15 protein-coding genes and 1 tRNA gene are annotated in these 25517 nt (G+C 43.2%); 13 read left to right on the forward strand and 3 right to left on the reverse strand.

The genetic code is table 11. The features are described 5' to 3' along the window. Positions 1–13: 13 nt before the first annotated feature. A complete protein-coding gene (gene guaD / locus MKZ09_RS01105; RefSeq protein WP_076206067.1) occupies positions 14–1378 on the reverse strand; it encodes a guanine deaminase in 1365 nt (454 codons plus the stop codon). Between the two features lie 310 nt (positions 1379–1688). Here guaD and MKZ09_RS01110 point away from each other — a divergent pair, with 310 nt between their 5' ends. The 7 genes from MKZ09_RS01110 to MKZ09_RS01140 all read left to right on the forward strand — a co-directional run bounded on the left by MKZ09_RS01110 (position 1689) and on the right by MKZ09_RS01140 (position 10606). After that, positions 1689–1877, forward strand: coding sequence for a hypothetical protein (locus MKZ09_RS01110; protein WP_036687195.1), 189 nt, complete (start codon positions 1689–1691; stop codon positions 1875–1877). An 87-nt stretch (positions 1878–1964) separates the two neighbouring features. Then, positions 1965–2687, forward strand: coding sequence for a GntR family transcriptional regulator (locus MKZ09_RS01115; protein ID WP_076206068.1), 723 nt, complete (start codon positions 1965–1967; stop codon positions 2685–2687). 257 nt (positions 2688–2944) lie between these two features. Beyond that, the gene (locus MKZ09_RS01120) at positions 2945–5362 is read left to right on the forward strand and encodes a phosphoketolase family protein (RefSeq protein ID WP_445323448.1); all 2418 of its coding nucleotides are present in this window, start codon (positions 2945–2947) and stop codon (positions 5360–5362) included. A gap of 160 nt (positions 5363–5522) precedes the next feature. Continuing rightward, positions 5523–7718, forward strand: coding sequence for an ABC transporter ATP-binding protein (locus MKZ09_RS01125; protein WP_076206070.1), 2196 nt, complete (start codon positions 5523–5525; stop codon positions 7716–7718). Further along, on the forward strand, positions 7711–8244 hold the full coding sequence (locus MKZ09_RS01130) for a DUF1854 domain-containing protein (protein WP_051491493.1): 534 nt from the start codon (positions 7711–7713) through the stop codon (positions 8242–8244). Before MKZ09_RS01125 ends, MKZ09_RS01130 begins: the two co-directional genes overlap by 8 nt. Before the next feature lie 153 nt (positions 8245–8397). Further along, positions 8398–9720, forward strand: coding sequence for an MFS transporter (locus MKZ09_RS01135; protein ID WP_076206072.1), 1323 nt, complete (start codon positions 8398–8400; stop codon positions 9718–9720). Then, positions 9692–10606, forward strand: a complete 915-nt coding sequence (locus MKZ09_RS01140) for a polysaccharide deacetylase family protein (protein WP_076135323.1) — start codon at positions 9692–9694, stop codon at positions 10604–10606. Before MKZ09_RS01135 ends, MKZ09_RS01140 begins: the two co-directional genes overlap by 29 nt. 36 nt (positions 10607–10642) lie before the next feature. Here MKZ09_RS01140 and MKZ09_RS01145 read toward each other — a convergent pair whose 3' ends face one another. After that, a complete protein-coding gene (locus tag MKZ09_RS01145) occupies positions 10643–11080 on the reverse strand; it encodes a hypothetical protein (protein WP_076206074.1) in 438 nt (145 codons plus the stop codon). An 816-nt stretch (positions 11081–11896) separates the two neighbouring features. Between MKZ09_RS01145 and MKZ09_RS01150 the strand changes: the two genes are divergently transcribed. The 6 genes from MKZ09_RS01150 to MKZ09_RS01175 all read left to right on the forward strand — a co-directional run bounded on the left by MKZ09_RS01150 (position 11897) and on the right by MKZ09_RS01175 (position 24587). Further along, on the forward strand, positions 11897–16204 hold the full coding sequence (locus tag MKZ09_RS01150; protein WP_076206076.1) for a bifunctional 2',3'-cyclic-nucleotide 2'-phosphodiesterase/3'-nucleotidase: 4308 nt from the start codon (positions 11897–11899) through the stop codon (positions 16202–16204). Positions 16205–16439: 235 nt separating this feature from the next. After that, positions 16440–16523 (forward strand) — tRNA-Leu (locus tag MKZ09_RS01155). Between the two features lie 118 nt (positions 16524–16641). Next, positions 16642–18036, forward strand: coding sequence for an MATE family efflux transporter (locus MKZ09_RS01160; RefSeq protein WP_076135377.1), 1395 nt, complete (start codon positions 16642–16644; stop codon positions 18034–18036). Positions 18037–18200: 164 nt separating this feature from the next. Beyond that, entirely contained in the window at positions 18201–19301 is a 1101-nt protein-coding gene (locus tag MKZ09_RS01165; protein ID WP_076101108.1) for a glycerol dehydrogenase, read from the forward strand. A 219-nt stretch (positions 19302–19520) separates the two neighbouring features. Next, positions 19521–19865: a hypothetical protein gene (locus tag MKZ09_RS01170; RefSeq protein ID WP_076206078.1), complete on the forward strand. Its 345-nt coding sequence runs from the start codon at positions 19521–19523 to the stop codon at positions 19863–19865. Between the two features lie 396 nt (positions 19866–20261). Then, the gene (locus MKZ09_RS01175) at positions 20262–24587 is read left to right on the forward strand and encodes a glycosyl hydrolase (protein ID WP_143767338.1); all 4326 of its coding nucleotides are present in this window, start codon (positions 20262–20264) and stop codon (positions 24585–24587) included. A 99-nt stretch (positions 24588–24686) separates the two neighbouring features. Here the strand turns inward: MKZ09_RS01175 and MKZ09_RS01180 are convergent, their stop codons facing one another. Continuing rightward, positions 24687–25442: an SDR family NAD(P)-dependent oxidoreductase gene (locus MKZ09_RS01180; RefSeq protein WP_076206080.1), complete on the reverse strand. Its 756-nt coding sequence runs from the start codon at positions 25440–25442 to the stop codon at positions 24687–24689. Between the last annotated feature and the right edge of the window lie 75 nt (positions 25443–25517).

A 25517-nucleotide genomic window follows, 5' to 3' on the forward strand; every position in this document is an offset into this window, starting at 1 on the left:
GTTTAATTAATCTTTAACGCGAATGAACTTTTTCACCTTGTACCCAGACTTCACGGATATTTTCAGGTCTAGCCAGGTACATTATCTTTTGAAAAATATCTTGCAAATCCTCGTTCTCATCAAAGACTGGCAATTTCGCCGAGGGTACCTTCGTATCGATTATTTGAACATCCCATGCATAACCTTCTAGTAACCGGCCGATAGGTAAGCTTAAGCTTTCTCCGCCGCCAGCGGTAGCAAGATAAAAGGATTCATGGATCGTAATTCGTGATCCGGGTACTCCGCGGTTTTGTGCAGAAAGTGAGGGATTCACACCATCCTCCAGCATTCTTGAAGATATTACGGCTTGTCTAATGTTATCGAAGAGACTAGGTGAAAAACCTCCGGAAATATCAGAGCCTAAACCAATCTCAACGCCTTTGGCATGGAAGTCAGCGATCGGAATGACACTATTGGCAAAATACGCGTTGGATATCGGACAATGAGCAATAGCTGTTCCTGTCTCTGCAAACAAATTCACATCATCTTCATCTAAAAAATTACAATGAGCCATGACAGATTTATCACTGAGCAGACCAAAATCATGCAAGGCAAAAGCATCGTTCTTCTGGAACCGTTCTTGCACATAACCGTGCGCCCAATCACTTTCACTACAGTGCGATTGAACATACGTATCATATTTAGCGGCTAGTTCTCCCAAGCCTTGTAAAGCCTCATTAGTGCAGCTTGGAATGAATCTTGGTGTCACTACTGGATAAACGCCTTGTTTAGTAGATTTAGCAAGTTCTTGTACAGCTAGTATAAATTCTTCCGTATCCACTAGTGCGGTGTGGGTGTCGGAGTCGCGGTAATTCTCAGGATTTCCCTGCGGATCGTCCATAACCACTTTTCCAACGAGTCCACGTTGCCCTTTTTCCGCACATATTTTAGCTAATAATAAACTGGCCTCTTTATGCACCGTTGCAAAATAAAGTGCTGTAGTTGTTCCGTTTGCGAGCAAAGTACCAACCACGTCATCGTAGACTTTTTTTGCAAAAGCCAGGTCTGAGAATTTAGACTCCAGTGGGAAGGTATAAGTATTTAGCCAATCATAGAGCGGGATATCTAATGCAGTTCCAGATTGAGCCCATTGTGGCGCGTGTACATGCAGGTCGATAAAGCCGGGCAAAAAATACTGGCCTTCAGCTAATACATGAAAATTGTCCTGACCTTGATAAGCATCAAGCAAGGGTTGATAGTCGGGGTGCTCCGGTGCAACAATCATTTCTATCATCCCATCCGAATTGATACAGAAGAGATGGTCCTTTAAAATTTGAATTTCTTTTGGGGATAGGCTAGAAAATGAAGTGCCTAGGAATATTTGCATATAATTTCTCATGATTTCCGCCTTAATGTTCGTCTTTTGGTGTGCATTCGTTATTATAATCCGTGAAAATGGATAAGTCCAGACCAAAAGTCGAATAAAGGCGTAATTGACGGATAGGAAGAGCTGAGGAGTTGAAACCGAATATGACGCATAGACGTCGCTTCGCTAGGCTAGAATACAGAAAAAGATAGGGGGAAGTAAAAAATGCTCGTCGGCTTCGAATCCTTTACGGTTATAGGAAATGAATGCGGTTACTATCTTGTGATATAATAGATGAAATCGATCAATAGTTTGAGAAAATTGGATTAGGAGTGTTGCCTGGATGAGAAGATACAACATTTGGCGCCCGTTGATGTTAATTATTGTTGCTGTACTTACAAAAAGCTTGGTCACTAACCTGTGTATTTTGTTTGGTATGCAGGCTGAATCAGCAAGTAGTATGGGGACGCTGGGCATGGTCATTGCCGGTTTAGTGATGTACAATCGCATGACAAATCGCCGACGTAAATAAGCTGGCCGGATAGATTATAAACGTCTGGTTATTATGTTATAGTAAAGGTTGAAATAAAACTTGTATCGACCTGAAAAGGAGTACTTCATGACACAGTTTGTCTACAAGCAAATTATTGATGACTTAAAAATGAAAATTTTTGCTGGGCAGTTTCCCGACATGAAATTACCGGATGAACGAACGCTTAGTGAAACTTATCAAGTGAGTCGTAGTTCTATTAAAAGTGCTCTGACTAAAATGGCAAATGCCGGCATTATTTTTAAAAAGCGTGGCTCAGGGACATTTATAAATCCTTTATACATAAAAAATGAATCTATTTTTAACTACGAAGGTTCTAATTTAGGTGTCACCGACAATTTTCAAATGAATGGGAAGAAGCCAAAGATTAAAGTTTTGAAATTCGAGGTCATTCCACCAACGGAAGATTTGCAACGGGATCTGTTTTTAGGCCCGCATGATTTTGTTTACAAAATCGTTCGCTTGCGTCTTTTTGATGATGAACCCTTTATGATTGAAACAGGTTATATCCCAATCAAAATTGTACAGAATTTAAATCAGACCATTATTGAAGGATCTATCTTTAATTATTTGGAGGATTCACGAAATCTGGCGGTAACCAAATCCTTTTTATCGATATCCGCAGAACCCTCTGAGGCTACGGATCAAGAGTTGCTGCATTTGCAGGCGAATGAGCCAGTAAGCATTATGGAAGGGATTTTCTTTTTAGATAATGGCACGCCATTTGAATTCTCCCATATGCGCTTCCACTATAAATACTTAAAATTTAATACCTTTGTGTCCGTTCATTAAAAGTAAGACTGGGGAATTTTTCTCGGTCTTTTTTTTTTTATTTTGTGCAAAATAGATGAAGGACAAGTAGCAAATATCCCTGCAAACTACAGACCATATTTTTACATATATATTAATATTGACGTATTTTTACAGACAATTGACACCGTTTTTCATACTATGTTCATATTTTCACAAAATTGGACCGTATCATTTGTTGAAAAGGTTGAATTAATTTTTCGCGGCGGTATGATGTACTTGTGGAAGAAATTACGGCAATGCAGACACAGAAAAAATTTTGGGGAGTGGAAGAAATGGTATTATCCATGGATGTTGATTACTCATCAAAAACTTATTTAGAGAAGCTTGATGCATACTGGCGCGCAACTAATTACATCTCTGTAGGTCAACTGTATTTGAAAGATAATCCGTTGTTAAGAGAACCGTTGAAAGAAGCAGACGTAAAGATTAAGCCAATTGGACACTGGGGAACTATTCCTGGCCAGAACTTTATTTATGCCCATTTGAATCGGGTCATTACTAAATATGATTTGAATATGTTCTATATCGAGGGTCCTGGTCATGGCGGTCAGGTCATGGTTTCGAACTCCTATCTCGATGGTAGCTATACTGAAATTTATCCGGAAATCACACAAGATATCCCAGGACTGAAGAAATTGTTCAAACAATTCTCTTTCCCGGGTGGAGTTGCTTCCCATGCTGCCCCTGAAACACCTGGATCGATTCACGAAGGTGGCGAATTAGGTTATTCTCTATCCCACGGTGTAGGTGCAATTCTGGATAATCCAGATTTAATCTCCGCTGTTGTTATTGGTGATGGAGAGGCTGAAACTGGCCCATTAGCAGCTTCATGGTTCTCCAACCGGTTCATCAATCCAGTTACTGATGGTGCAGTTCTGCCGATCTTGCACTTAAATGGTTTCAAAATCAGTAACCCAACGATTCTGTCTCGTCAATCCAAAGAAGAAATTACTTCATACTTTAAAGGTATGGGTTGGGAACCGTTCTTCGTTGAAGGCGAAAATCCTGATCTAATGCATCCAGAAATGGCTAAGGTGCTTGATACCATCGTTGAAAGAATTGAAGCGATTCAAAAGAATGCACGTGACAACAATGACCTTACGCGTCCGGTTTGGCCAATGTTGGTCTTCCGTTCTCCTAAGGGCTGGACGGGTCCAAAGCAATGGGATGGTGTTCCGAATGAGAACTCGTTCCGTGCCCATCAGGTGCCGATTCCAGTGGATCAAAAGAATATGAAACATGCTCCAGCGTTATTGGAGTGGATGAACAGCTATAGACCAGAAGAATTATTTGATGACAATGGTCGACTGAACGCTGAACTTGCTGAGATTCTGCCAACTGGCGACAGACGTATGGGAATGAACCCAGTTACTAATGCTGGCAACCAAATTAAAGATCTAAACTTACCGAATTTCCGTAAGTTCGCACTTGATAATTCCAAACCAGGTGAAGTAATAGCACAAGATATGGCCGTTCTGGGTAAATACATGAAAGATGTTATCTCTCTGAACGAAGAGAACCGCAATTTCAGAATTTTCGGACCGGATGAAACAATGTCCAACCGTCTGGGACCTGTCTTTGAAGTAACGAAACGTCAATGGTTGGATCAAGTGATTGAACCGAATGATGAATTCCTAGCTTCTTATGGCCGTGTTATCGATTCCCAGTTGTCTGAACATCAGGCGGAAGGTTTGCTTGAAGGTTACGTATTGACAGGTCGCCATGGTTTCTTTGCAAGCTATGAAGCTTTCTTACGTGTCGTGGATTCGATGATTACTCAGCATTTCAAATGGCTGCGTAAAGCAACAGATCAAAGCTGGCGTGCGGATATTCCATCATTGAATGTGGTAGCAACTTCAACTGTATTCCAACAAGACCACAATGGTTATACTCACCAAGATCCAGGTTTGCTAGGTCACTTGGCTGATAAAAAACCAGAATTTATCCGTGAGTATTTGCCGGCTGATGCCAACTCCTTGCTGGCTGTCTTTGACACCGTCTTAAATGACCGTCAAAAAATTAACTTGATTGTTTCTTCCAAACATCCTCGCCCACAATGGTTCAGTGCGGATGAAGCACAAGAGCTGGTGGATAAAGGACTGAAGATTATTGACTGGGCAAGCACCGATCAAGGTGGAGAGCCTGATGTTGTCTTTGCTTCTGCAGGTACAGAACCCACTATCGAAAGCTTGGCTGCCATCTCTATCCTGCATGAAAAACTGCCGAACCTTAAGATTAGATATATTAACGTGGTAGACTTGTTGAAACTGAGAAGTCAAAAATTAGATCCGCGTGGCTTATCTGACGAAGAGTTTGATCAATTTTTCACAAAAGATAAACCAGTTATCTTCGCTTTCCACGGATATGAAGGCCTGATTAAAGACTTGTTCTTTGATCGCCATAACCATAACCTGCACGTACACGGATATCGCGAGAATGGCGATATCACAACACCATTCGATATGCGCGTATTGAATCAAATGGACCGCTTTGACTTGGCGAAGGAAGCTGTTCTGAGCTTGCCTAATGCTAATGACTATAAAGCGATCGCAGATGAAATGGATGCTATCGTTAAGAAACATCACCAATTCATTCGTGAAGAGGGTATTGATTTGCCAGAAGTAGAGAACTGGGTATGGAAAGCTTTGAAATAAGCGTATAGCCAGTACCATAGGAAGTAATACAAAAAGACACCTTTTGAGGTGTCTTTTTATTTGTTTAAATAACCATACAAAACAATTATAATCATTTTTTCATCTTTACCACTGTAAATATATGTGAGTAAATAGGTGGGTAAAGAAAGGGGAGAAATGTATGACATCTATTGATAAACTTCCCAAGTCTATAGAAATACAGCTTACAGAACAACCTTTATTTCACTCTGTATCTGATTTAATGAAGGATGGGCAATTCGGTGAGCAGTGGCTTGTATTGACTGAGAAGGAGGTTTCCGTTTGGGGGACGGACGGGAAACTGGTCTCAAAGCTTCTAGTCTCGAATATTACCGATGCCCGGGTAGTAGGCGGGGTAGGCGGCGGCTCGTTGCTTGTGGATACCCAAGAGGGGCCTATTATACTTATACGTTATACAGCATCACTTACCTCTATATTTGGTTTTGCTGCTAAATTAATTGGCGCTGTAGCTAAAGGAGAGGAACGGCCAACCGCTTCTGAAAAAGAGTTTCCAAGGAATTGTCCAAAATGCCGCAATCCACTGCCGGAAGATTCGCAAGCTTGTCCGGTGTGCAAGAGTAACGGCAAGGTTCTATTTCGGATGCTGAGCTACGCCAAGCCTTATAAGATCCAAATGATCGCTGCGGCGATTATGTTGATTTTTACTACATTGGTAGAGCTTGTTCCACCTTTTTTGACGAAGATGATCGTTGATAATGTGTTGACAGAAAAGGATATGGGCTCAACGCTTCTATGGATTGTGATCGGGCTAGCGGCCACGTCCTTAGTAATTACTTTAATGCAGACTGTACGTGGACTTATAGGGGTATGGATTGGTTCCAAAATCATGGGTGATCTTCGTCATGATGTGTATCATTCCTTGATGAAATTATCGTTATCTTTTTTCGACCGAAGACAATCTTCGCAATTTATTGGACGGGTGAATAATGATTCAGAGGCGATGCGGCAATTTATGACTGACGGTGTAATCTGGGTCTCGGGTGAATCGCTGCGGGTAATCGCTATTTTCACTATTATGTTCAGTATGGATTGGAAGCTGACGCTGCTTGCTATGCTGCCTATGCCGCTTATGGTGGTGCTGTCGACTGTGTTATGGCCGATGATTGGCAGACGTTGGTACCAGCAGTGGAGATCTATTTTTAGATTAAACGCTTTGGTTGGCGATTCTTTGCAGGGGATTCGTGTAGTCAAAGCATTCGGCCAGGAAACAACAGAGATGTCACGTTATACGGTCGCCAATAAGGAGCTGGTGCGGCATAATATTCGGATCGAAGGTTTATGGCAGGGGATGTTTCCTGCTTTTGCGTTGGTTGCTGGTGTGGGTACGTTATTAATTTGGTTTTATGGCGGAAAAACGGTGATAGAGGGTCAATTATCCATCGGTACGCTAATCGCTTTGGTGACCTACCTTGGGATGCTTCTCGGACCTTTGCAGTGGGTGAGCCAAATGATCAACTGGGCCAGCCATGCGATTTCAGCAGCAGATCGGGTCTTTGAGATTATGGATACACCGTCAGATGTGCCTGATACAGTAAATCCAGCAGCCATCGGCCGCGTAAATGGTGAGGTTGAGTTTAAGCGGGTTACTTATGGATATGAAAAACATCATCCTGTGCTCAAGAACGTGAATTTAAAAGTGGGTGCGGGCGAGATGATTGGTCTGGTCGGACATTCAGGTGCTGGTAAGTCGACGTTCATTAATATGATCTGCCGCTTCTATGACACAGATGAGGGAACCATTACCATCGATGGTGTGGACATCCGAAATATCAGCCAGTCAGATCTGCGTAGTCAGATCGGTGTAGTGCTGCAGGAGACGTTTCTATTTGACGGAACGATTGCTGAGAATATTGCCTATTCTAAACCGGACGCTACGGAATTAGAAATCATGCGTGCTGCAAAAATCGCCAATGCCCATGATTTTATCGTTCAATTGCCGGATGGCTATGATACCAGAGTCGGAGAACGTGGCCATAAATTGTCCGGTGGAGAGAAGCAGCGAGTGTCTATTGCCCGAGCAATAATTCACGATCCACGAATTCTAATCCTAGATGAAGCAACGGCTTCTGTAGATACAGTGACCGAGCGGCAAATTCAAGAAGCGATCTCGCGACTGGTAAAAGGCAGAACGACATTCGCGATTGCCCATCGATTATCCACGCTAAGAAATGCGAACCGGCTTGTAGTGCTTGAACGCGGGAAGATCATTGAAGTGGGTACACATGAGGAATTGCTTGCAGCAGAAGGTGCTTACTTCAAGCTAGTTGAGGCACAGAAGGAAATGTCGCAGATTAAGGGGGTTGAGATGCATGAGTGATCCGAATCTTGTTAACGGGGAATTGAATCCTAAAGATCCCTATGAGATTAACATTCTTGAACCGGGTGCAATCTCTTTTAGCCGCAGTCAAGGTGGCGTGTTTCAAGGAGTAGTGGAGGGTCAAGTCTATGAGGAATTAATTCTTTTTCGTATATTTCCATTCCAATATACCACGGAGTATATTTCAGTTCGTAACTCCAAGAGTGAAGAGATCGGAGTCATTCGTGACATTGATCAGCTCGATGAAGAAAGTCGGGTGGAAGTGGACACAGAGCTCCGGCTGCGGTATTTTCTCCCGGTTGTAACCCGCATTGATTCTATTAAGCAAAAAGCGGATATGTGGATTTGGGAGCTGCAAACAAATCTGGGCCAGACCCGGATCGTTATGCGGAACCTGCACGAGCATATGCAGTATCCAAGTCATAAACGAATCATTCTTACGGATATCAATGGAAAAAGATGCGAAATCCGAGATTATCTAGCCCTGGATGTTCAGAGCCGGAGCAAGCTGAAGGATGTTTTATAGTCTAGTTGTGAAAAAGCTCCGCAGCCACTTGTTGATGGTCTGCGGAGCCTCTTTTTTTATCCATAGATTCTATGAAGGAAAAATTTGATGGCGTTCTCTCAATGGTATGGTAATATATTACAACCGGATCTTTACCATATGGGAGGTATGTGAGTGAAGCATAAATGGATCAATTCGCCGTACACCTTTGCTTTAGGCATGTTTGCGATGATGGTTCCCAGTCAGGCATTTAGTTCATTTTACAGTTACTTTTATGTAGAAAAATTAGGGCTGGGCATTGGACTTGCTACATTAGCCAGAACAATCTTCCTGATCTGGGATGCGGTAAACAATCCGTTATTCGGCTATTGGTCAGATCGCACAGATACTCGTTTGGGTCGACGCAGACCATGGGTGTTTGGCTCAATTCCGTTATTCATGCTGGCATTTGTACTGGTTTTCTCCCCTCCCGGCGGATTATCTGAGAATCGATTGTTCACTTGGTTTCTAGTCACACTTATTTTCTATGAGGCTGTCGCCACTGTGTTATGGGTGAATTATGGAGCGTTACTCCCGGAGCTCTTCCGTGGAGACCGTATTCGGGCAAAAGCCTCCGCGATTCAGCAAGGCTATCAAGTTGTAGCTTTGTTAATCGGTACTGCCTTAACTCCAATTATTTTTGCAGCTATTGGTTTCTCTAATATGGCTATAGTGTATGCCTGTCTCTTTGGAGTGTTTATGTTTTTATGTATGATGAATGTCCAAGAAAAGAAGGAGCTCACAGAGCAGGAACCCTTGAAGTTGATTCCGGCTTTTCGGGAGACCATTCGGAATAAAAAGTTTTGGGTATTTAATATTTCGAACTCTTTTGCTCAAACGGTGAATGGACTTGTAAGCTCGATGATCCCTTTTTATGCAAAATATGTACTTCATATCTCAGAGGCTCAGGTATCGATTTTACTCGCAGCTGTTTTTGTTTCGGTCATTCCATTAGTATTCGTGTGGTACTGGATGATTCGTAAGATGGACGGGGTCAAGGCGTGGCGGTTATCGCTGATTTTATATGCATTATCGGTAATTCCGTTATGGTTTGGTTATGACCTCTTAAGTGGTGTGGCTGCTGGCGTAGTTGTCGGTTTCGGATTAGCCGGATTTCTAGTGACCCCAGCAATAGTAGGTGGCAAGATTATTGATGAGGATGCGGAAAAAACAGGTCTGAGAAGAGAAGGAATCTACACGGCTGTAAGCGGATTCATTACTCGTTCAAGCGGGTTAATCTCAGCGTTGGCTTTTTTCATTGTAGGTATGATTTTTGGCTATCAAGGCGGCGATGACCCAGGGTCCAATCCTGAAGCGACATTTAGGTATTTAATAAGTGTGGTGCCATTATGTCTGTTGGCCATAGCTGTTGTCATATCCTTCACAATGAAATTTACATTTATGGACTCTTTGAGAGGTGAAGCTGACTATGAACAAAAAATTAATCATCAATTGTGATGATTTTGGACAAAGTCCCCCCATGAATCAGGCGATTAAACATCTGCTGGAAGAGGAAAAAGTATCCTCAGCAACGATTATGGCGGTGGCCCCTGGCTTTGAGGAGGCAGCTGCATGGTGTAGTCGCAGGCAACAACGGAATGTGGGACTTCACTTGACGATGACTAGTGAATTTGAGGCTTTGCGCTGGGCGAGCCTGACGGGAGAGACTTCTCTTCACGACGAGAGCGGATATCAATATAGGACGGTAAAAGAGTTCGAACAGGGGGCGCAGACAAAAGCCGTACTAAAGGAGATAGATGCGCAGTACGAGCGAGTAAAACAGTCGGGAATAGTGATTAGCCATGTAGACAACCACATGGGTAGTTTATACGGAATGGAAACAGGACGCAGTTTGCTTCCGCAGACGTTGTGGAAAATCTCGCGCTGGGGATTGCCCTCACGATTCTTCAGATACATCCATGCTGAGGATCCGCTTTTGGCATCGCTGAAAAATATAGAACGACCAGTTGCCCTTGGAGCAGGGCTGGCGGATACGTTTGGGGTGCCGATTCCCGACTATTTGCTATCGCATCCTTTTGGTGAAGAGGAAGGCGAGACGTATGAAAGTTTTAAAAGATCTATTATTGCTAAGCTGTATTCGTTGCCGGATGGCGTTAGTGAGACCTATATTCATCCCGGGATAGACGATCCATGGATGCAAGCAAATATTCCGCACTGGAGTAAGCGAGTTTGGGAGTATAAGTTGCCCTTTGATGATGATTTTACCTATGCCCTCAGTGATGCTAAGGTTGAATTGACGAATTATCGTTATGTACAGGAGCATTTAAAACGTCCACGGTTAAGATCTGCAGGCAGATTGTTAAAGAACCTGATAAGATTATGAGCAAAAATAAAAGACACCTTGAGGGGTGTCTTTTGATTATCCCATTAATCCTTTTAGCCCGTTAAGGAAGGGGGAAATAGATTTAATCATATTGTAGCCCATCTTCATAACCGGCATAGTTTTTTGTACCATTCCAATAAAGTTGCCGATTCCTCCGAACCCCCCAAATCCGCCAAATCCACCGCCTCCGGAACTGGCAGCCCCTGCTCCTGCGGAGCCTAGAGCGCCTCCACCCATTCCGAAAAGTGAGCCGAATAAGGGCATTAATCCTGATACGTTTGCTTTCCGGGAGCGGGAAGAAGAGTGTTTTTTTGATTTTCTGTGTTTATTTTTACGCGGTTTGGAAAGGGTCAGTCCATTCTTATCGAGGCCGGTTATCCATCCTATATACGTATGCCCATCATGTAACGTAATGCATACGGGTCTACCTTTCAGCTGTTCAGCACGTTTGCGAATCTTCGTTGTATTTGCCATTTGTGGATCACCTCATTGGTCTATTTACTTCTATATTACTCAGATATTTTTGTGTTGCTTGTGCTGGTTCATCATAAAAAAATATTTGGGAGAATGAACTACTACTTGTGTTGATCACCATAATAATTCATTACACTCATATAATTTAATGTGCGATAAAAAAACTATGGAGAGGTGAAAATTTGATATCAGCATGGATTGGAAGTATTACTTTTTTGGGAGTAGTGATTCTTTATGTACTGCTGTCTCTGGGACTGCCTTATGGGGAATTTGCAATGGGAGGAAGGCATAGAATTATGCCTCCACAAATGAGAGTCGCGTGTGGAGTTTCAGTAGTGATACAGCTAATTGCCATCCTGTACTTATTGCAGGCAGGTAATGTGATCTCAATTGGATTACCTTTTGATAGAAGGGTATGTTATTTTTTTACCGTCTATTTAATGCTTAATACTATAATGAACTTATTGTCGAGGAGCATGAAAGAAAAACTTGTGATGACACCCTTATCTTTAATAACTGCAATTTGTTTTGGGATTACTGCTATAAATGGGTAAAAAGTAGTGCCGGATATAGATTCGACTTTTCTAGACTTTATATAGGATTGTTTTTAGGACACATCTGGTGAAGATGTGTTCTTTTTGCATCTATTGACTCTTGACCTATAAAAACGGATTCATAAGTCTAGGTCTTTCTTCTTATGTTATTATATTTAACATTGTTTTATATTATTTTTACAATTATATGATAATTGGTTATGTTTGTGTGATATAATATCACGGAAATTATGTGAAAATGATAGGGAGGACTAATATTATTATGGGATGGAAGACACGATGGAATAAGCCGATTGCTTCTGTATTAGCAACTGCAGTGCTTTCTTTGCAGGTGTTTGGAGGTATTGGTTTGGGTGCAGCTTGGGGTACAGATAAAGCTGAAGCAGCATCCGCAGCCACAGCCAAACTCCGGCTGATGAGCACGACGGACGTGCACACCAATGTCTACGGCTGGGACTATTTTAAGAATGCGGCTTCTACAACTGTAGGACTCGATCGGACAGCTACGTTGGTTACTTATGCTAGGAGTGAATATCCTGATAATAATCTTCTGCTCGACAATGGGGACTTAATTCAAGGTACGCCATTGGGTACTTACATCGCGAATGAAAGTAATTTAGTAGAATCAGAGACTATGCTACACCCTATGATTGCTGCTATGAACATTATGGAATATGATGTTGCGACTTTTGGTAATCATGAATTCAATTATGGGCTGGAATTCTTAAATCGGACTATTAAGGGCAGTGCTAATAACCCATTGAGTGGTGCGGACTTCCCCTATGTAAATGCCAATATATATATTGATGATAAAGATGGTAATCCAGATAATGACGTAAATGCTTTTAAACCTTATGTCATTCTTGATAGAGAAATAATGGACAGCGATAACCAGCTCCGGGATATTAAAGTCGGTGTACTTGGTCTTGTGACTCCTCAGATTATGGAATGGGACAAGGTTAATCTGGAAGGCAAAGTCATTGCTAAGGACATTGCTGAAACAGCAGAAAAATATGTTCCTATCATGAAGAGTGAGGGTGTCGATGTAATCGTAGCAATGGCGCATACCGGCTTCGATGCAACTGCAGTTGCAGGTACTGGTGCAGAGAATGCGATCAATCTTTTAAGTAAGGTTGACGGCATCGATGCGATTACTTTCTCGCATACTCACAAGGTGTTCCCGACAGGTGATAATGAGAAACTTGATGTTTCTTTCAAGGACCCACTAACAGGTCAGCCGTATAATAGCGCTCAATCTGTTGTTGATAATGTTTACGGCCACATTAATGGGACTCCAGCCGTGCAAGCGGGTTATGGTGGGGGTTACTTGGGCCTGATTGATCTTAATCTGGTGCAGGAAGGCGGCAAATGGAAAGTCGACAAAGAGAACTCTAAAGCCTCGACCCGCTCCATAGCCAATGCTAAGCCAGATCCTGCTGTTGATGCTGTTGTTGCGGCAGATCACCAGGCTACTATTGACTATACAGGTCAAGAGTTAGGTGTTACTACCGCTCGGATGAATAGTTATTTTGCAATGGTTCAGGACGATCCTACCGTGCAAATTGTTACGAATGCTCAGAAGTGGTATGTAGAGAAATATATTGACACTAACCTTCCACAGTATAAGAATCTTCCGATTCTCAGCGTAGGTGCTCCTTTTAAGGCTGGACGTAACGGTCCTTCTGAGTACACGAGTATTGAGGAAGGTCCGCTGACTATCCGCAGTGCAAGTGACTTGTACCTATATGACAACACGCTGAAAGCTATTAAAGTTAAAGGTTCTGTTGTTAAGGAATGGGTTGAGATGAGTGCGGGTGCGTTTAATACCATCAAAGAAGACATCACAGCTCCACAAAGCTTGCTGAATGGGGAGTTTGCTGTTTATAACTTCGATGTTATTGATGGCATTAAGTACACAATTGATGTAACCAAACCTGCAAAATATAGTCCTACCGGTGTGATTAACGATGCTTCATCGAGTCGTGTGAAGCAAATTACGTATAAAGGAAAAACGTTGGATCCTAACCAAGACTTTATTGTTGTAACTAACAACTACCGTGCAAGTGGCGGAGGAAATTTCCCAGGTGTGAAGGGTTCGGAGATTCTAGTCGATTCCCAAGATGAGAATCGCCAGATCCTTATGGACTACATCAAAGAAGTAGGTACAATAGATCCTTCTGCGGATGGCAACTGGTCTTTGGCTCCACTTTCGGATGACGTAAATCTCACCTTTACTTCGTCACCAGAAGCAGCGAAAGTTATGCCGGCCAACATTAAGGACACTGGTGAAAAAGATATTAAGGGATTTAGTATTTATAAATTGGCTCTACCAGCTAAGGACGTAGAAGTTCACCTTATCGGAATTAATGATTTCCACGGTCAACTGGATACGGTTTCTGTCGTAGACAATAAGAACGTGGGAACAGCCGCTATTCTTGCGACTTATCTGAAGGAAACACAGGCTAAATACGATAATTCTCTACTCTTCCATAACGGAGATTCCGTAGGTGCATCTGCTCCAGTATCTTCGCTTGAGCGCGATGAGCCGACGATTGAGTGGATGAACTTGATGAGATTTGATGTGGGCTCCCTAGGAAACCATGAATTTGACCAAGGCGTCAAAGCGCTGATGACACAATTGAACGGCGGCGTGGATCCTAAGGATAGCAACGTTACCCACAAGGGTACAAACTTTGATTATGTTAATGCGAATGCGGTGAATGCCGAAACTGGCGAACCGATTATTAAACCTTATGTAATCAAAGAAGTAGGCGGTGTGAAGATCGGCTTTATTGGTCTTGTAACGAAATCCACACCAAGCAAGGTAGCGCCTTCTGGAACGGCTGGCGTGTATTTCCTCACGCCTGAGGAAGAAGTGGCAGCTGTGGAGAAATACGCTAAGGAGCTTCAATCTAAAGGTGTTGAGACGATTATCGTGCTTGCACATGATCCGGCAACAACTAAAGATGGTGTGACTACAGGTGAAGCTGCTGATCTGGCCAAAGCGCTTCCGGCGGATTCCCCGATTGATGTTATCGTTGCTGGTGATAACCATGCACTCGCAAACGGGACGGTAAACGGTAAGCTGATTGTACAAGCGTACTCTTATGGTATGGCATTTGAAGATATCAAGTTGATCATTGATCCTAAAACAGGTGATGTGAAGGATAAGTCTGCTGTGGTACCAAATACCTTCCACAACGGTGTAACACCAGATCCGGAAAGTGTGGCACTGGTTAATGCTTACCTTGAGAAGCATCCTGAGCTCACTCAACCAGTGGGTACAACGGACGGAACTATCACTCGTACCGATGCTTACAATAATGAGTCTGCGCTTGGCAACCTGATTGCGGACGCTATGCGAACTGCTAACTTTAATGATGGTGCGAAGGCGGCTGATTTCGCCTTCATGAATCCAGGCGGTATCCGTGCGGACCTTCCGAAAGGTGATGTAACCTTCGGTGATCTGGCAAAAATTCAGCCATTCGGCAACACGCTTGTGAAGCTGACACTAACCGGAGCACAGATCAAAACATTGCTGCAACAGCAATGGAATGTGAAAGCTGATGGAAAGCCAGATATCAAAACGCTGCAAATTTCCGGACTGAAATATACAGCGAATATGTATCTGCCAGTAGCTGATCGTATTGCGAGCCTCACACTAACTGATGGAACACCAATTAATCCTACGCAGAAATATACAGCAGTAGTAAATAACTTTATGGCTGCGGGTGGAGATAACTACAAGGTTCTGACTCAAGCTAGTGATTCATTGGCTGGACCTATTGATTTGGACGTGTTCTACGACTACATTGTAAAAACGTTTAACGGCAAAGAGATTAAAGCAGCCATTGAAGGACGTATCATTAATAAATCGGAGGCTGATTCGGGATCTGGCAGTGGCAGTGGAGGCGGTTCTACCGGTGTAACTCCAACGCCTACTCCAACCGTGAAACCAACAGCAACACCAGCACCATCAACAGCACCAACGGCAACACCTGCACCAACTACTGCGCCAGCTGCAAACTTCAAGGATCTGGGCAAGGTAGCTTGGGCGCAAGAAGCTATTGAAGCATTGGCTGCTAAGGGCATTCTGAAAGGTCTGGATGCAAATACTTTTGCACCAACCAAAACAGTGACTAGAGCAGAGTTTGTTACGATGCTGGTACGCGCACTGAATCTTACGGGTTCAGCAACAACCAGTTCGTTCAACGATGTTAAACAAGGAGTTTGGTACACGGATTCTATCGCCCTTGCGGTGAAGGCTGGACTTGTACAAGGCTCTGGAAATGGCAAATTTGAACCGGGTCGTGAAGTGACTCGTGAAGAGATGGCTATTATGGTTGCTAACGCACTGAAAGACAAACTACAGCCGATTGATAAAAATGCAGCATTGGGTAAGTTTGCAGACAAATCCAGTATTGCTCCTTATGCACAAGAGGCTATCGCACAGCTAACTCAATTGGGAATCGTCAACGGTGTTGATGGTGGGAAATTTGCACCTAAGGGTATAGCTAATCGCGCTCAAGCAGCGGTTATCATCTATCGCATGCTTGGACAAGCATCATAATTCTATTGTTCTAACTAAAAGTGTATCGATGATCCTCGTGAGGGCATCGATACACTTTTTTTAAATATAAGAAAGTAAAGGTGGTACTAATAACTAATACTCTTATAGTCTTCGCTAAAACACTTACTGCCCTTACAAGGACGCCGAGGGCGCTTGTACTTGTTAAATTTGTTATTGCTCTTTCTGTGAAATCATGTTAACTTATATTCTGCACTGTATTTTTTTTATATCTTGTGCGGTCGTGGCGGAATTGGCAGACGCGCACGGTTCAGGTCCGTGTGGGCTAACCCCCGTGGAGGTTCGAGTCCTCTCGACCGCATACCTAAGTGCATATAAACAGGCAATACTTTTGAATCGCTCTTCAACCTGAAGAGCCTTTTTCTATTTATACGCATAATTCAATTTGACAAACTCTATATAAAAGAAGTGAAGCAAAGATGGAGCCTAATGTAGGTGTAAATACGAAGCAAAGTGTGCGGTTTCTGGAAAAGTACTTCTCTGGTGAATCGATAGATTATCGTCAGATGATTGCTTTATTCATCCCTATCCTAGTGGATCAGGCCTTTGTGGTGGGTCTTAATCTAGTGAATACAGCTATGATAAGCTCGTCTGGTGTGGCAGCTATCAGTGCGGTCAATATGATAGATTCTCTTAATATTTTTCTCATTAGTGTATTTATTGCCGTCTCAACAGGTGGGACGGTTGTTGTTGCGCAGTATAAAGGGAGCGGCAATGACCTCATGGTGTCAAAAGCTACGGCAGGTGCTACGTCATCTGTTTCGCTGATGGCATTTGCTATTGGGATGTTCGGAATTCTTTTTCACAATCCGCTGTTGAATTTACTATTTGGAGCGGCCTCGCCAGAGGTTATGGAGAACGCCCGAATATATTTGATTGGGAGCTGTATCTCTTATCTTGGTATAGCTGTTGTGGAAGCGGTATGTGGTGCTCTTCGAGGAATCGGTAGAACGAGGGCCTCGCTTGTGCTTTCGCTAATTATGAATTTAACTTACGTCTTATTGAATCTCGTCTTTATTAACCTGTTGCATATGGGTGTTCTGGGGATGACCATTTCTATAAATATTGCTAGATACCTGGGGGCGTTCTGCGCACTTTATTATCTATTCCGACTGGACAACGATCTGCATATCCGTATTCGCGATCTTGTAGCGGTTAAGCTGTCTATGCTGAAAAAAATAATGTTCATCGGGATGCCGTTTGCGGCGGAGCAGATGTTCTTTAATGGTGGTAAAATTCTGACTCAGATCTTTATCGTTAGTCTGGGTACGTATGCACTTGCGACTAATGCGATTGCCTCCTCCTTTGCAGGGATTATGCAAATCCCCGGGAATGCGTTGTCCTTAACGATTATTACAGTGGTGGGACAATGTATGGGAAGCAATAATGTTAAGGATGCTCGAAAATTTATTAAATCATTCCTTGTCACCTCTTCTCTTTCCCTGGTGGTGATGGGGTTGCTGATTATGCCTTTTTTCAATCCATTAGTGTCGATGTTCCATCCTCCTGCTGAGATTGTGGGAGATATCTTCCTGATTGTGCTCATTAATACGATTGCGCAAATTCCGTTATGGTCCATAAGTTTTATTACACCTTCGGCGCTTAGAGCAGCAGGGGATTCCAAGTTTACCTCCATGGTTTCGATGCTTACGATGTGGCTGTTCCGTGTAGTGCTCGGATACATCTTAGGTATTGTTCTGAACTTTGGTATACTCGGCGTTTGGCTGGCGATGAATTGTGAGTGGGGGATCAGGGGTTTGATTTTTCTGCGGCGATTTATGGGCAAGAAATGGGTTCAGCATCGTGTTATATAATAGATATAAAAAAATCAAAGGACACCCTGAGGGGTGTCTTTTTTGCATGCTCTGATGAGTACTTTTGGAGAATGCAGCTTGAGTATTTCTTGGGTAGCGGGGTAATAATATGTAGGAATTGCGTCTTTATGCTTACTAAAACACACAACAAGGAGTCTTGCACAATGTCACATTTCGTTAGATCCGTTACTTCACCAAAGAAATTTATCTCCGGCCATAACTTACTTTCAGATCTGAATGAGTATATTAAGGCGTTTGGCGATCATGCTTATGTGATCTGTGATGAGTTCATTTTGGAACGTGCTAAGAAAGAGGCGGGAAGTTCCATCGAAGGTGCGGGGAATAAGGCTACCTTTGAAAAGTTTAATTATGAATGTACTCAGGAAGAGATTAATCGTAATCGGGAACTTGCCCGTAAAGCTGGGGCGAATATCATCGTCGGTATCGGCGGAGGTAAAACACTGGACACCGCAAAAGCTACTGCTTATTATGAGAAGCTGCCTGTAGTTATTTTTCCGACGATCGCTTCTACTGATGCACCATGTACAGCACTGGCTGTCATTTATAATAAAGATGGTTCATTTGATCAATACTTGTTCCTCCCAAGTAATCCGGATGTAGTCTTAGCTGATACAGCGATTTTAGCTTCAGCGCCTTCCCGTTTTTTTGCAGCTGGAATTGGCGATGCACTGGCTACTTATTTTGAAGCCCGTGCCTGTTATGCCTCTAATGGTGACAATCTCGTACTCATGAAACCTTCTACAACGGGTCTAGGTATATCAAGACTTTGTTATGAAGCTCTACTTAAGAATGCGGTAAAAGCTAAACGTGCGGTTGATCAGAAACTCTATACACGCGCGGTGGAGGAAACCATTGAAGCGACAATTTATCTAAGTGGTGTGGGTGCTGAATCTGGTGGTCTGGCTGCCGCACATGCTATCCATAATGGGATGACAGCCGTTCCTTCACTACACAAAGCTCAGCATGGTGAAAAGGTTACGTTTGGTCTTTTAGCCCAGTTAGTACTGGAAAATGCCTCAAATGAGGAGCTGGAAACTGTCATTAAGCTTATCAAGGATGTAGATCTTCCGCTAACCCTCGCCGATCTGGGGTGTACGGAATTTATCGAATCCGAATGGCGCCAAGTTGCTGAAGCTGCTTGTGCAGAAGGAGACACAATGGGCAATATGCCGTTCCCGGTTACTCCAGAAGATGTGTACAATGCGATAGTGGTAGCGAACTCGCTGGCAGAGTCTTATAAATAACTAGCACAACTAATATGCAGTGATAATGAAGGCGCCCTTGGGGGTGCCTTTTATTTTTATATAGGGTAAGCTTTTGAAGTATTGTAGTGGTAAAATTTTGCATATAGCTAATGGCTTCTGCACTTAATCGTGGGATAGGGGGACCTACAGAAACGAGATTATTGCTAATCGCCCCGCTGCTGTGTCAATTGTACTCTATGTAATAAGGAGGAAGGAAAGATGAGAAAAAAACATTTAGGTTATCTAATCCTTATTATCATAATTATTGGAGCGGTAATAATAGCAGTAATTCACGGAAGCTCGGAGCGTCAGAACAAGCGGGCAGCAGGAAGTCTTGGTATGGATTATGTGCGTAAAGAGTACACGGAAAGTGCATCGCTGAGAGTTGCGACGATTTGCAAACCCTTATTTGGAGGGTCAGGTTATCAGGTAGTGCTCGAGGATTCAAGTGGGCAATCGTATTATGTCATTATCGTTCTCGGAACTACACATAATCTTGTCACTATGGACGATCTGACGAAAGAGGTGCGGGAAGGAACATCTGTGTTTCCGTGCCACCAATAAAACATGATAAATGAATTGGATCTCATCTATATGATTATTGGGAGGCACTCCTTCGGGGTGTCTATTTTTGTTATATTAAATTGAATTTTGTTATTTATTTTCGGAATAACTAACATATATGCTAACGTAAAAGATAAAATAATTATAACAAGAGGCAATATTTTGATTGTTTTATGCCAATGTAACCGCTATAATCTTGCGTATACCGGAATATGTAACGAAATAAGAGATTTTTGTTAGTGTTTGTTATCAATAACAAAATTGAAGATGTGGAGGTGAATAGTTAGCGAGTAGGTCTGTAATTGTCTTCTATAAGGACAGATAGTTATTGGGTTCATAACAGCTGGTTGGCTATTCTTATGATCAAATCCATTTATTTTCGAAGGAGAATTAGGAATGAAAAAAGCGAAAAAGTGGCTGGGGAGTATACTTGCCTGTGCAATGATAATGTCTCCTTTCCCATCTGTAATTTCTGCAGCAGCAGCACCATCCACTGTTGGATTCGGTGATACACAGGGGCACTGGGCACAACAAAATATTGCGAAGTGGGTAGAAAATGGCGTTTTAAACGGGTATCAGGATGGTTCTTTTCACCCCAATGGAGGAATTACAAGAGCTGAGTTTGCTACGATCTTGAATAAGGTATTCGGTTTCTATATGAAGTCAGATCAATCTTTTTCCGATGTAAAAGCGACCGATTGGTATGCAGATCAGCTTTCGTTGGCAAGATATGCTGGGTATTATGAAGGATACTCAGAGAATAAGGCACAAGCTACTGATTATATAACGCGTCAGGATGCGGTGACGATGTTGGCTCGGATATTTACTCTTCAAGTTACTGAAAGCGCTTCATCAATGAGTGAATTTAGTGATTCCGCTCAGATTCAGGCTTATGCTAAGGATGCAGTTCATGCGCTCTCAGGTTTGATTACAGGGTATGAGGATGGAACCTTTAAGCCGCTTGGAAGGATCACCCGTGCCGAAGTTATAACGTTAATTAATAAAATAGTGAAGAGTTATTACTCGCAATCTGGAAGCTTTGAAGGAGGAATAGTTTCTGGGAATGTAGTCGTTAATCAGGATGGTGTTGTGTTAAAAAATGCAACGATAAACGGAAACCTATATCTAACTGCTGGGATCGGTAACGGCGAAGTGACCCTTGAGGGTATTAAGGTTACGGGCACCACATTTATTGCAGGTGGCGGGGTAAATTCCATTCTTATTAAAAATAGCTCATTAGGCAAAGTAAATATAAATCGTAAAGAGGGTGAGGTTCGGGTCCTCACGAGTGGTACAACCCAAATTTCTCAGCTAACGGTAGATAGTCTAGCAAGGCTGGAGTTTGGAATTGGGACGATGATCACCACGGGAATTCTAAATAGAACTGTGGGATTGATCCTAGGTGAAGGCGCATCGATTGCAAATCTAAACGTTGCTGATAAAGCGACTGGAACCACTATTTCTGGTCAGGGCGACATTGTAAAAGCGGACGTTAAAGCAACAGGAGTAACGTTGAACGGTAAGCCCATTGCTCCTGGCACAATTGTCATTATCAAAGGCAATCAAGGTCCTGTAGCAACGGCTACCCCAGCGCCTACCTCGGCATCAGGCTCATCAACAACGCCGGCAGGTCCGACTAATCCAACCGCGGCACCTACAGCGACACCAATACCAACGGAAACACCGACACCAACGGCAACACCAACGGCAACACCAACGGCAACACCAACGGCAACACCAACAGCGACAGACCCTACGGGTCCTGTGGGACGTATCGAGAATTTAGCGGATGTTGATGCAAGTAGTGAGACTAAATCGCTATTCGCCTATTTACAGGATATTCGCGGCAGTGAGATCTTGTTTGGACATCAGCATGCTACTACAGAAGGACTTTCTATTACTGAAAAGGACGGAACGCAGTCTGAGGTCGAGAATGCAGTAGGCGACCTTCCGGGGCTGTTCGGCTGGGATACGCTTAGTCTTGAAGGTTTTGAGAAACCGGGAGATTTAGGCGCAACCAAGCTGGAGAATCGTGATAAATTAATCGGCGTGATGAAGTCTGCTTATGAAAAAGGCGGCGTGCTTACATTAAGCTCGCATATGCCGAACTTCGTCACAGGAAAGGACTTTTATGACACCAAAGGAAATGTGCTCACGCATATATTACCCGGCGGTGACAAGCATGCAGAATTTAATGCATTCCTGGATATGATTGCGGACTTTGCGAATAACTTAAAAGATGATGATGGTAAAGCTATTCCAGTCATTTTCCGTCCATTCCACGAGCAAAATGGTGGCTGGTTCTGGTGGGGTGCGCCTTACCGTACGAAGGAGCAGTATGCTGAAATCTATCGTTATACCGTTGAATACTTAAGGGACAAAAAAGATGTGCATAACTTCTTATATGCATTCTCACCGGGAAGTCCATTTAACGGCACAGATGCGACCTTCCTTGAGACGTATCCGGGAGATGACTATGTCGATATCCTTGGCTTCGATAATTATTATGACGGAACCACTGAGGGTTGGTTTGATTCAGTTGTGAAGGATGCTAAGCTGATCTCGAAGCTGGCGGATGATAAGGGAAAAATTGCAGCATTTACTGAGTTCGGTTATTCGGGTGTGAAGCCAACTGGAACAAAGGACCTGAAATTCTTTACCAAGCTAATCGCTGCGCTGCAGTCTGATCCGGATGCTAAACGGATGGCGTACATGCAGACTTGGGCGAATTTCAATACAGATTCTATCTTTGTCCCTTATAGAAATGCTCCAAACGGACTAGGGGATCATGAACTGCTCCCTGATTTCGTAGACTATTATAAGGATCCGTATACAAGCTTCAGCCATGAAGTGGCTGTTGCGGATGCGTATTCGAAACAGGTAACTACAGAAACCGAGCAACCTTTTTTACACATTGCCTCACCAACCGCAAACCAAACAGTGCCCACGACAAAAGCATCGACCCTTCGTGTTCGTGTGTTGAATCAGGACGTGGATAAAGTAACCTATCTGATTGGGGATGACACAACAGAGTACAGTATGGCAGCTGACACAGAAGGTTTCTATTACTTGGCAGATTGGACACCAGGTGTAGCCTTCGACGAATCAGGCGTGATGCTTACTGTTAAGTCCTATGCAAAGGATGGTTCTGTACTTTCACAAACGATCCAAATCTTTGTAAGTGATGTGCAGGGCATTGGGGACCCATTGATTGTAGATACTTTTGAGAATTACAAAGGGAATGATGAGTTACTTCGTGCGGCATTAAGTCCTGCGGGTGATCTAAATAAGATCTCACTTGATGCGGACCATAAAAATGATGGCAAGTATGGCCTGAGATTCGATTATAATGTGGACGGCCAGGGTTATACAGGTCGTACCAAAAACATGAATAATGCCGACTGGTCGGACGCCAACAAATTGAAGCTCTGGATTGCACCTGATGGCAGCGACCACAAGCTTGTTATTCAGGTCAATGCAAGCGGCATCTCTTTTGAAGCTTATCCTTCACTGGCAGGTACGACACCTGGCATGGTGGAAATTCCATTCAGCCAGTTCGCTCCAGCGCCATGGGATACAGGAAATGCCGGTAAAGTAATCACTAAAGAGAACCTTAAGGACATTCGGGCAGTGTCTATCTACGTAAATAAAAAGGACACAGTAGCAAGTACGTCTGGTACGCTGTACTTTGACGATATTACAGCGTTTAATGATGGAACGGGTGGCGTCCCTAACGGTGGCGAAGGTCCTGGCAGCACGCCAGAACAGGCGAAGCTGTTGTATGGCTTCGAAAAAGATACTCAGGACTGGACAGTAGAGCAGAATAATGCCAGTGCAACCGCGGCAGTGATCTCGACTGATGAGGCTGCTGAAGGAACTCATTCGTTAAGCTCCTTGTTCTCACTCGATTCAGGTGGAGCTTTTGAGCTCAGCAAAAATGGCAGTCTGGATCTGAGCGCGGTAGATAAATTAAGCGCACAAATTAAACTGTCGAACGGAACAGCGGATGCACGTTTGTATATTAAGACGGGATCGGCCTGGTCTTGGGCTGACAGTGGAGCTGTGAAAGTAGATTCGAGCGGATTTACTACGGTTTCGCTCAATTTGGCAGGTATTGCTGATCTTAATAGTGTAAAAGCCATAGGTATCAAGCTCGAGGGATTCAGTGGCACGGGAACTTCTACGCTGTATCTGGATGATGTTCGGACCCTGAAGAATGGTACCGCACCTGAAGCTGTCGTCTATGGCTTCGAGGACAATACACTGCAAGGCTTCAGCATCAATGTGGATGAAAATAATAAATATAATACAGCACTGGCCCAGAATCTATCGGTGAGCAATGCTGTGTATGCTGAGGGAACTCATTCGATGCAAGCGGACTTAACATTAAATGGAGGGCAGTTCCAGCTGCGTCGTATGGTGGTTACCAATTTAGCGAATGCATCAACAATTACGCTTAAAATCAAGGTTGTACCTATTGATGCAAGCGATGTTAGCGGTGTAATGGCTCAGCTGTTCACCCAAAGTGGCTCAAGCTGGGGAACATGGACTGCTTCTACGGCTGCACCAGTAGATACCAATGGATTTACTACAATAACATTGGATATCAGCAAGGTAGCGGATCGTAATTTGACCCAAGCGATTGGCGTTCAAGTCATGACCACAGCAACCGATCCGGTGGGTAGTGCTACCGTATATGTGGACGAAATCACGATTAAATAGAAAGTAGTAAAGCCGGAAGCGAACATTTTACGATGTTCACTTCCGGCTTATTTATTTAGCATCAAATTAATTCATTTTAAGCCGAGTATCTGCCTGAAATTAACGAAGCTTAATGGATCCGCCATCTACCATGATAGTCTGGCCCGTAATATAATCGGAATCTTCACTCGCTAGGAATACCGCAACACGACCAATATCACTTTCCAGTTCACCCAATCTTCTCAAAGGTATTTTTGAAATCATGTTTTGGTAATACTCAGGGTTTGCTTCTGCCCATTCAATCATGCCAGGGGAATTAGCAATTGGAGCAATGATGTTTACGTTGATACCAAATGGACCAAATTCATTAGCGGCTACCCGGGTAATTCCACGGATGGCTTCTTTTGCAGCAGCATATGTTCCTTGATTGGTATCCCCGTTGAGGCCAGCACCCGATGCAAAGTTAATAATTTTACCTTGTGCTTCTTTTAAATAGGGTAGTGCTGCTTGCATGAAATAGAAGGTTGGATAGAAGCCTGTATCAAAAGATAAATCGAAATCAGCCTGTGTAGTTTCTTCGATAGATTTCATTCTGGATGCGTGAGCATTGTTTACTAAAATATCTATTTTTCCGAATTTATCAGCTACTTGTTTAACAAGGTGAGCTATTTTATCGTGTTCCTTGAGGTTCGCTTGAATAAAGATAGATTCAGGTTGATATTCTTGTAATTCTTTAATTGTTTCTTTGCCGGTTTCTTCATTGAGGTCAATAATGGCTACCTTAGCGCCTTCTTTAACAAAAGCCAAGGCCATTCCTTTACCAATACCGCCTGCTCCACCAGTAATAATAGCTACTTTTCCTGCAAGTCTGCTCATGTTGCTATCTCCTTTTTGTGAAAAAATGTAGTATTTAACTCTTATCAGAGGTAGGTGTAATTGTTACTTCGACTA

It is taken from the genome of Paenibacillus sp. FSL R5-0908, from assembly GCF_038006245.1.
Taxonomy (GTDB): domain Bacteria; phylum Bacillota; class Bacilli; order Paenibacillales; family Paenibacillaceae; genus Paenibacillus_AQ; species Paenibacillus_AQ odorifer.

What these genes read in the sequence shown, in the direction of transcription:
- guaD (WP_076206067.1), bottom strand. Translation starts at nt 1,378, where the DNA reads ATGAGAAATTATATGCAAATATTCCTAGGCACTTCATTTTCTAGCCTA.
- MKZ09_RS01110 (WP_036687195.1), top strand. Translation starts at nt 1,689, where the DNA reads ATGAGAAGATACAACATTTGGCGCCCGTTGATGTTAATTATTGTTGCT.
- MKZ09_RS01115 (WP_076206068.1), top strand. Translation starts at nt 1,965, where the DNA reads ATGACACAGTTTGTCTACAAGCAAATTATTGATGACTTAAAAATGAAA.
- MKZ09_RS01120 (WP_445323448.1), top strand. Translation starts at nt 2,945, where the DNA reads ATGCAGACACAGAAAAAATTTTGGGGAGTGGAAGAAATGGTATTATCC.
- MKZ09_RS01125 (WP_076206070.1), top strand. Translation starts at nt 5,523, where the DNA reads ATGACATCTATTGATAAACTTCCCAAGTCTATAGAAATACAGCTTACA.
- MKZ09_RS01130 (WP_051491493.1), top strand. Translation starts at nt 7,711, where the DNA reads ATGAGTGATCCGAATCTTGTTAACGGGGAATTGAATCCTAAAGATCCC.
- MKZ09_RS01140 (WP_076135323.1), top strand. Translation starts at nt 9,692, where the DNA reads ATGAACAAAAAATTAATCATCAATTGTGATGATTTTGGACAAAGTCCC.
- MKZ09_RS01145 (WP_076206074.1), bottom strand. Translation starts at nt 11,080, where the DNA reads ATGGCAAATACAACGAAGATTCGCAAACGTGCTGAACAGCTGAAAGGT.
- MKZ09_RS01150 (WP_076206076.1), top strand. Translation starts at nt 11,897, where the DNA reads ATGGGATGGAAGACACGATGGAATAAGCCGATTGCTTCTGTATTAGCA.
- MKZ09_RS01160 (WP_076135377.1), top strand. Translation starts at nt 16,642, where the DNA reads ATGGAGCCTAATGTAGGTGTAAATACGAAGCAAAGTGTGCGGTTTCTG.
- MKZ09_RS01165 (WP_076101108.1), top strand. Translation starts at nt 18,201, where the DNA reads ATGTCACATTTCGTTAGATCCGTTACTTCACCAAAGAAATTTATCTCC.
- MKZ09_RS01170 (WP_076206078.1), top strand. Translation starts at nt 19,521, where the DNA reads ATGAGAAAAAAACATTTAGGTTATCTAATCCTTATTATCATAATTATT.
- MKZ09_RS01175 (WP_143767338.1), top strand. Translation starts at nt 20,262, where the DNA reads ATGAAAAAAGCGAAAAAGTGGCTGGGGAGTATACTTGCCTGTGCAATG.
- MKZ09_RS01180 (WP_076206080.1), bottom strand. Translation starts at nt 25,442, where the DNA reads ATGAGCAGACTTGCAGGAAAAGTAGCTATTATTACTGGTGGAGCAGGC.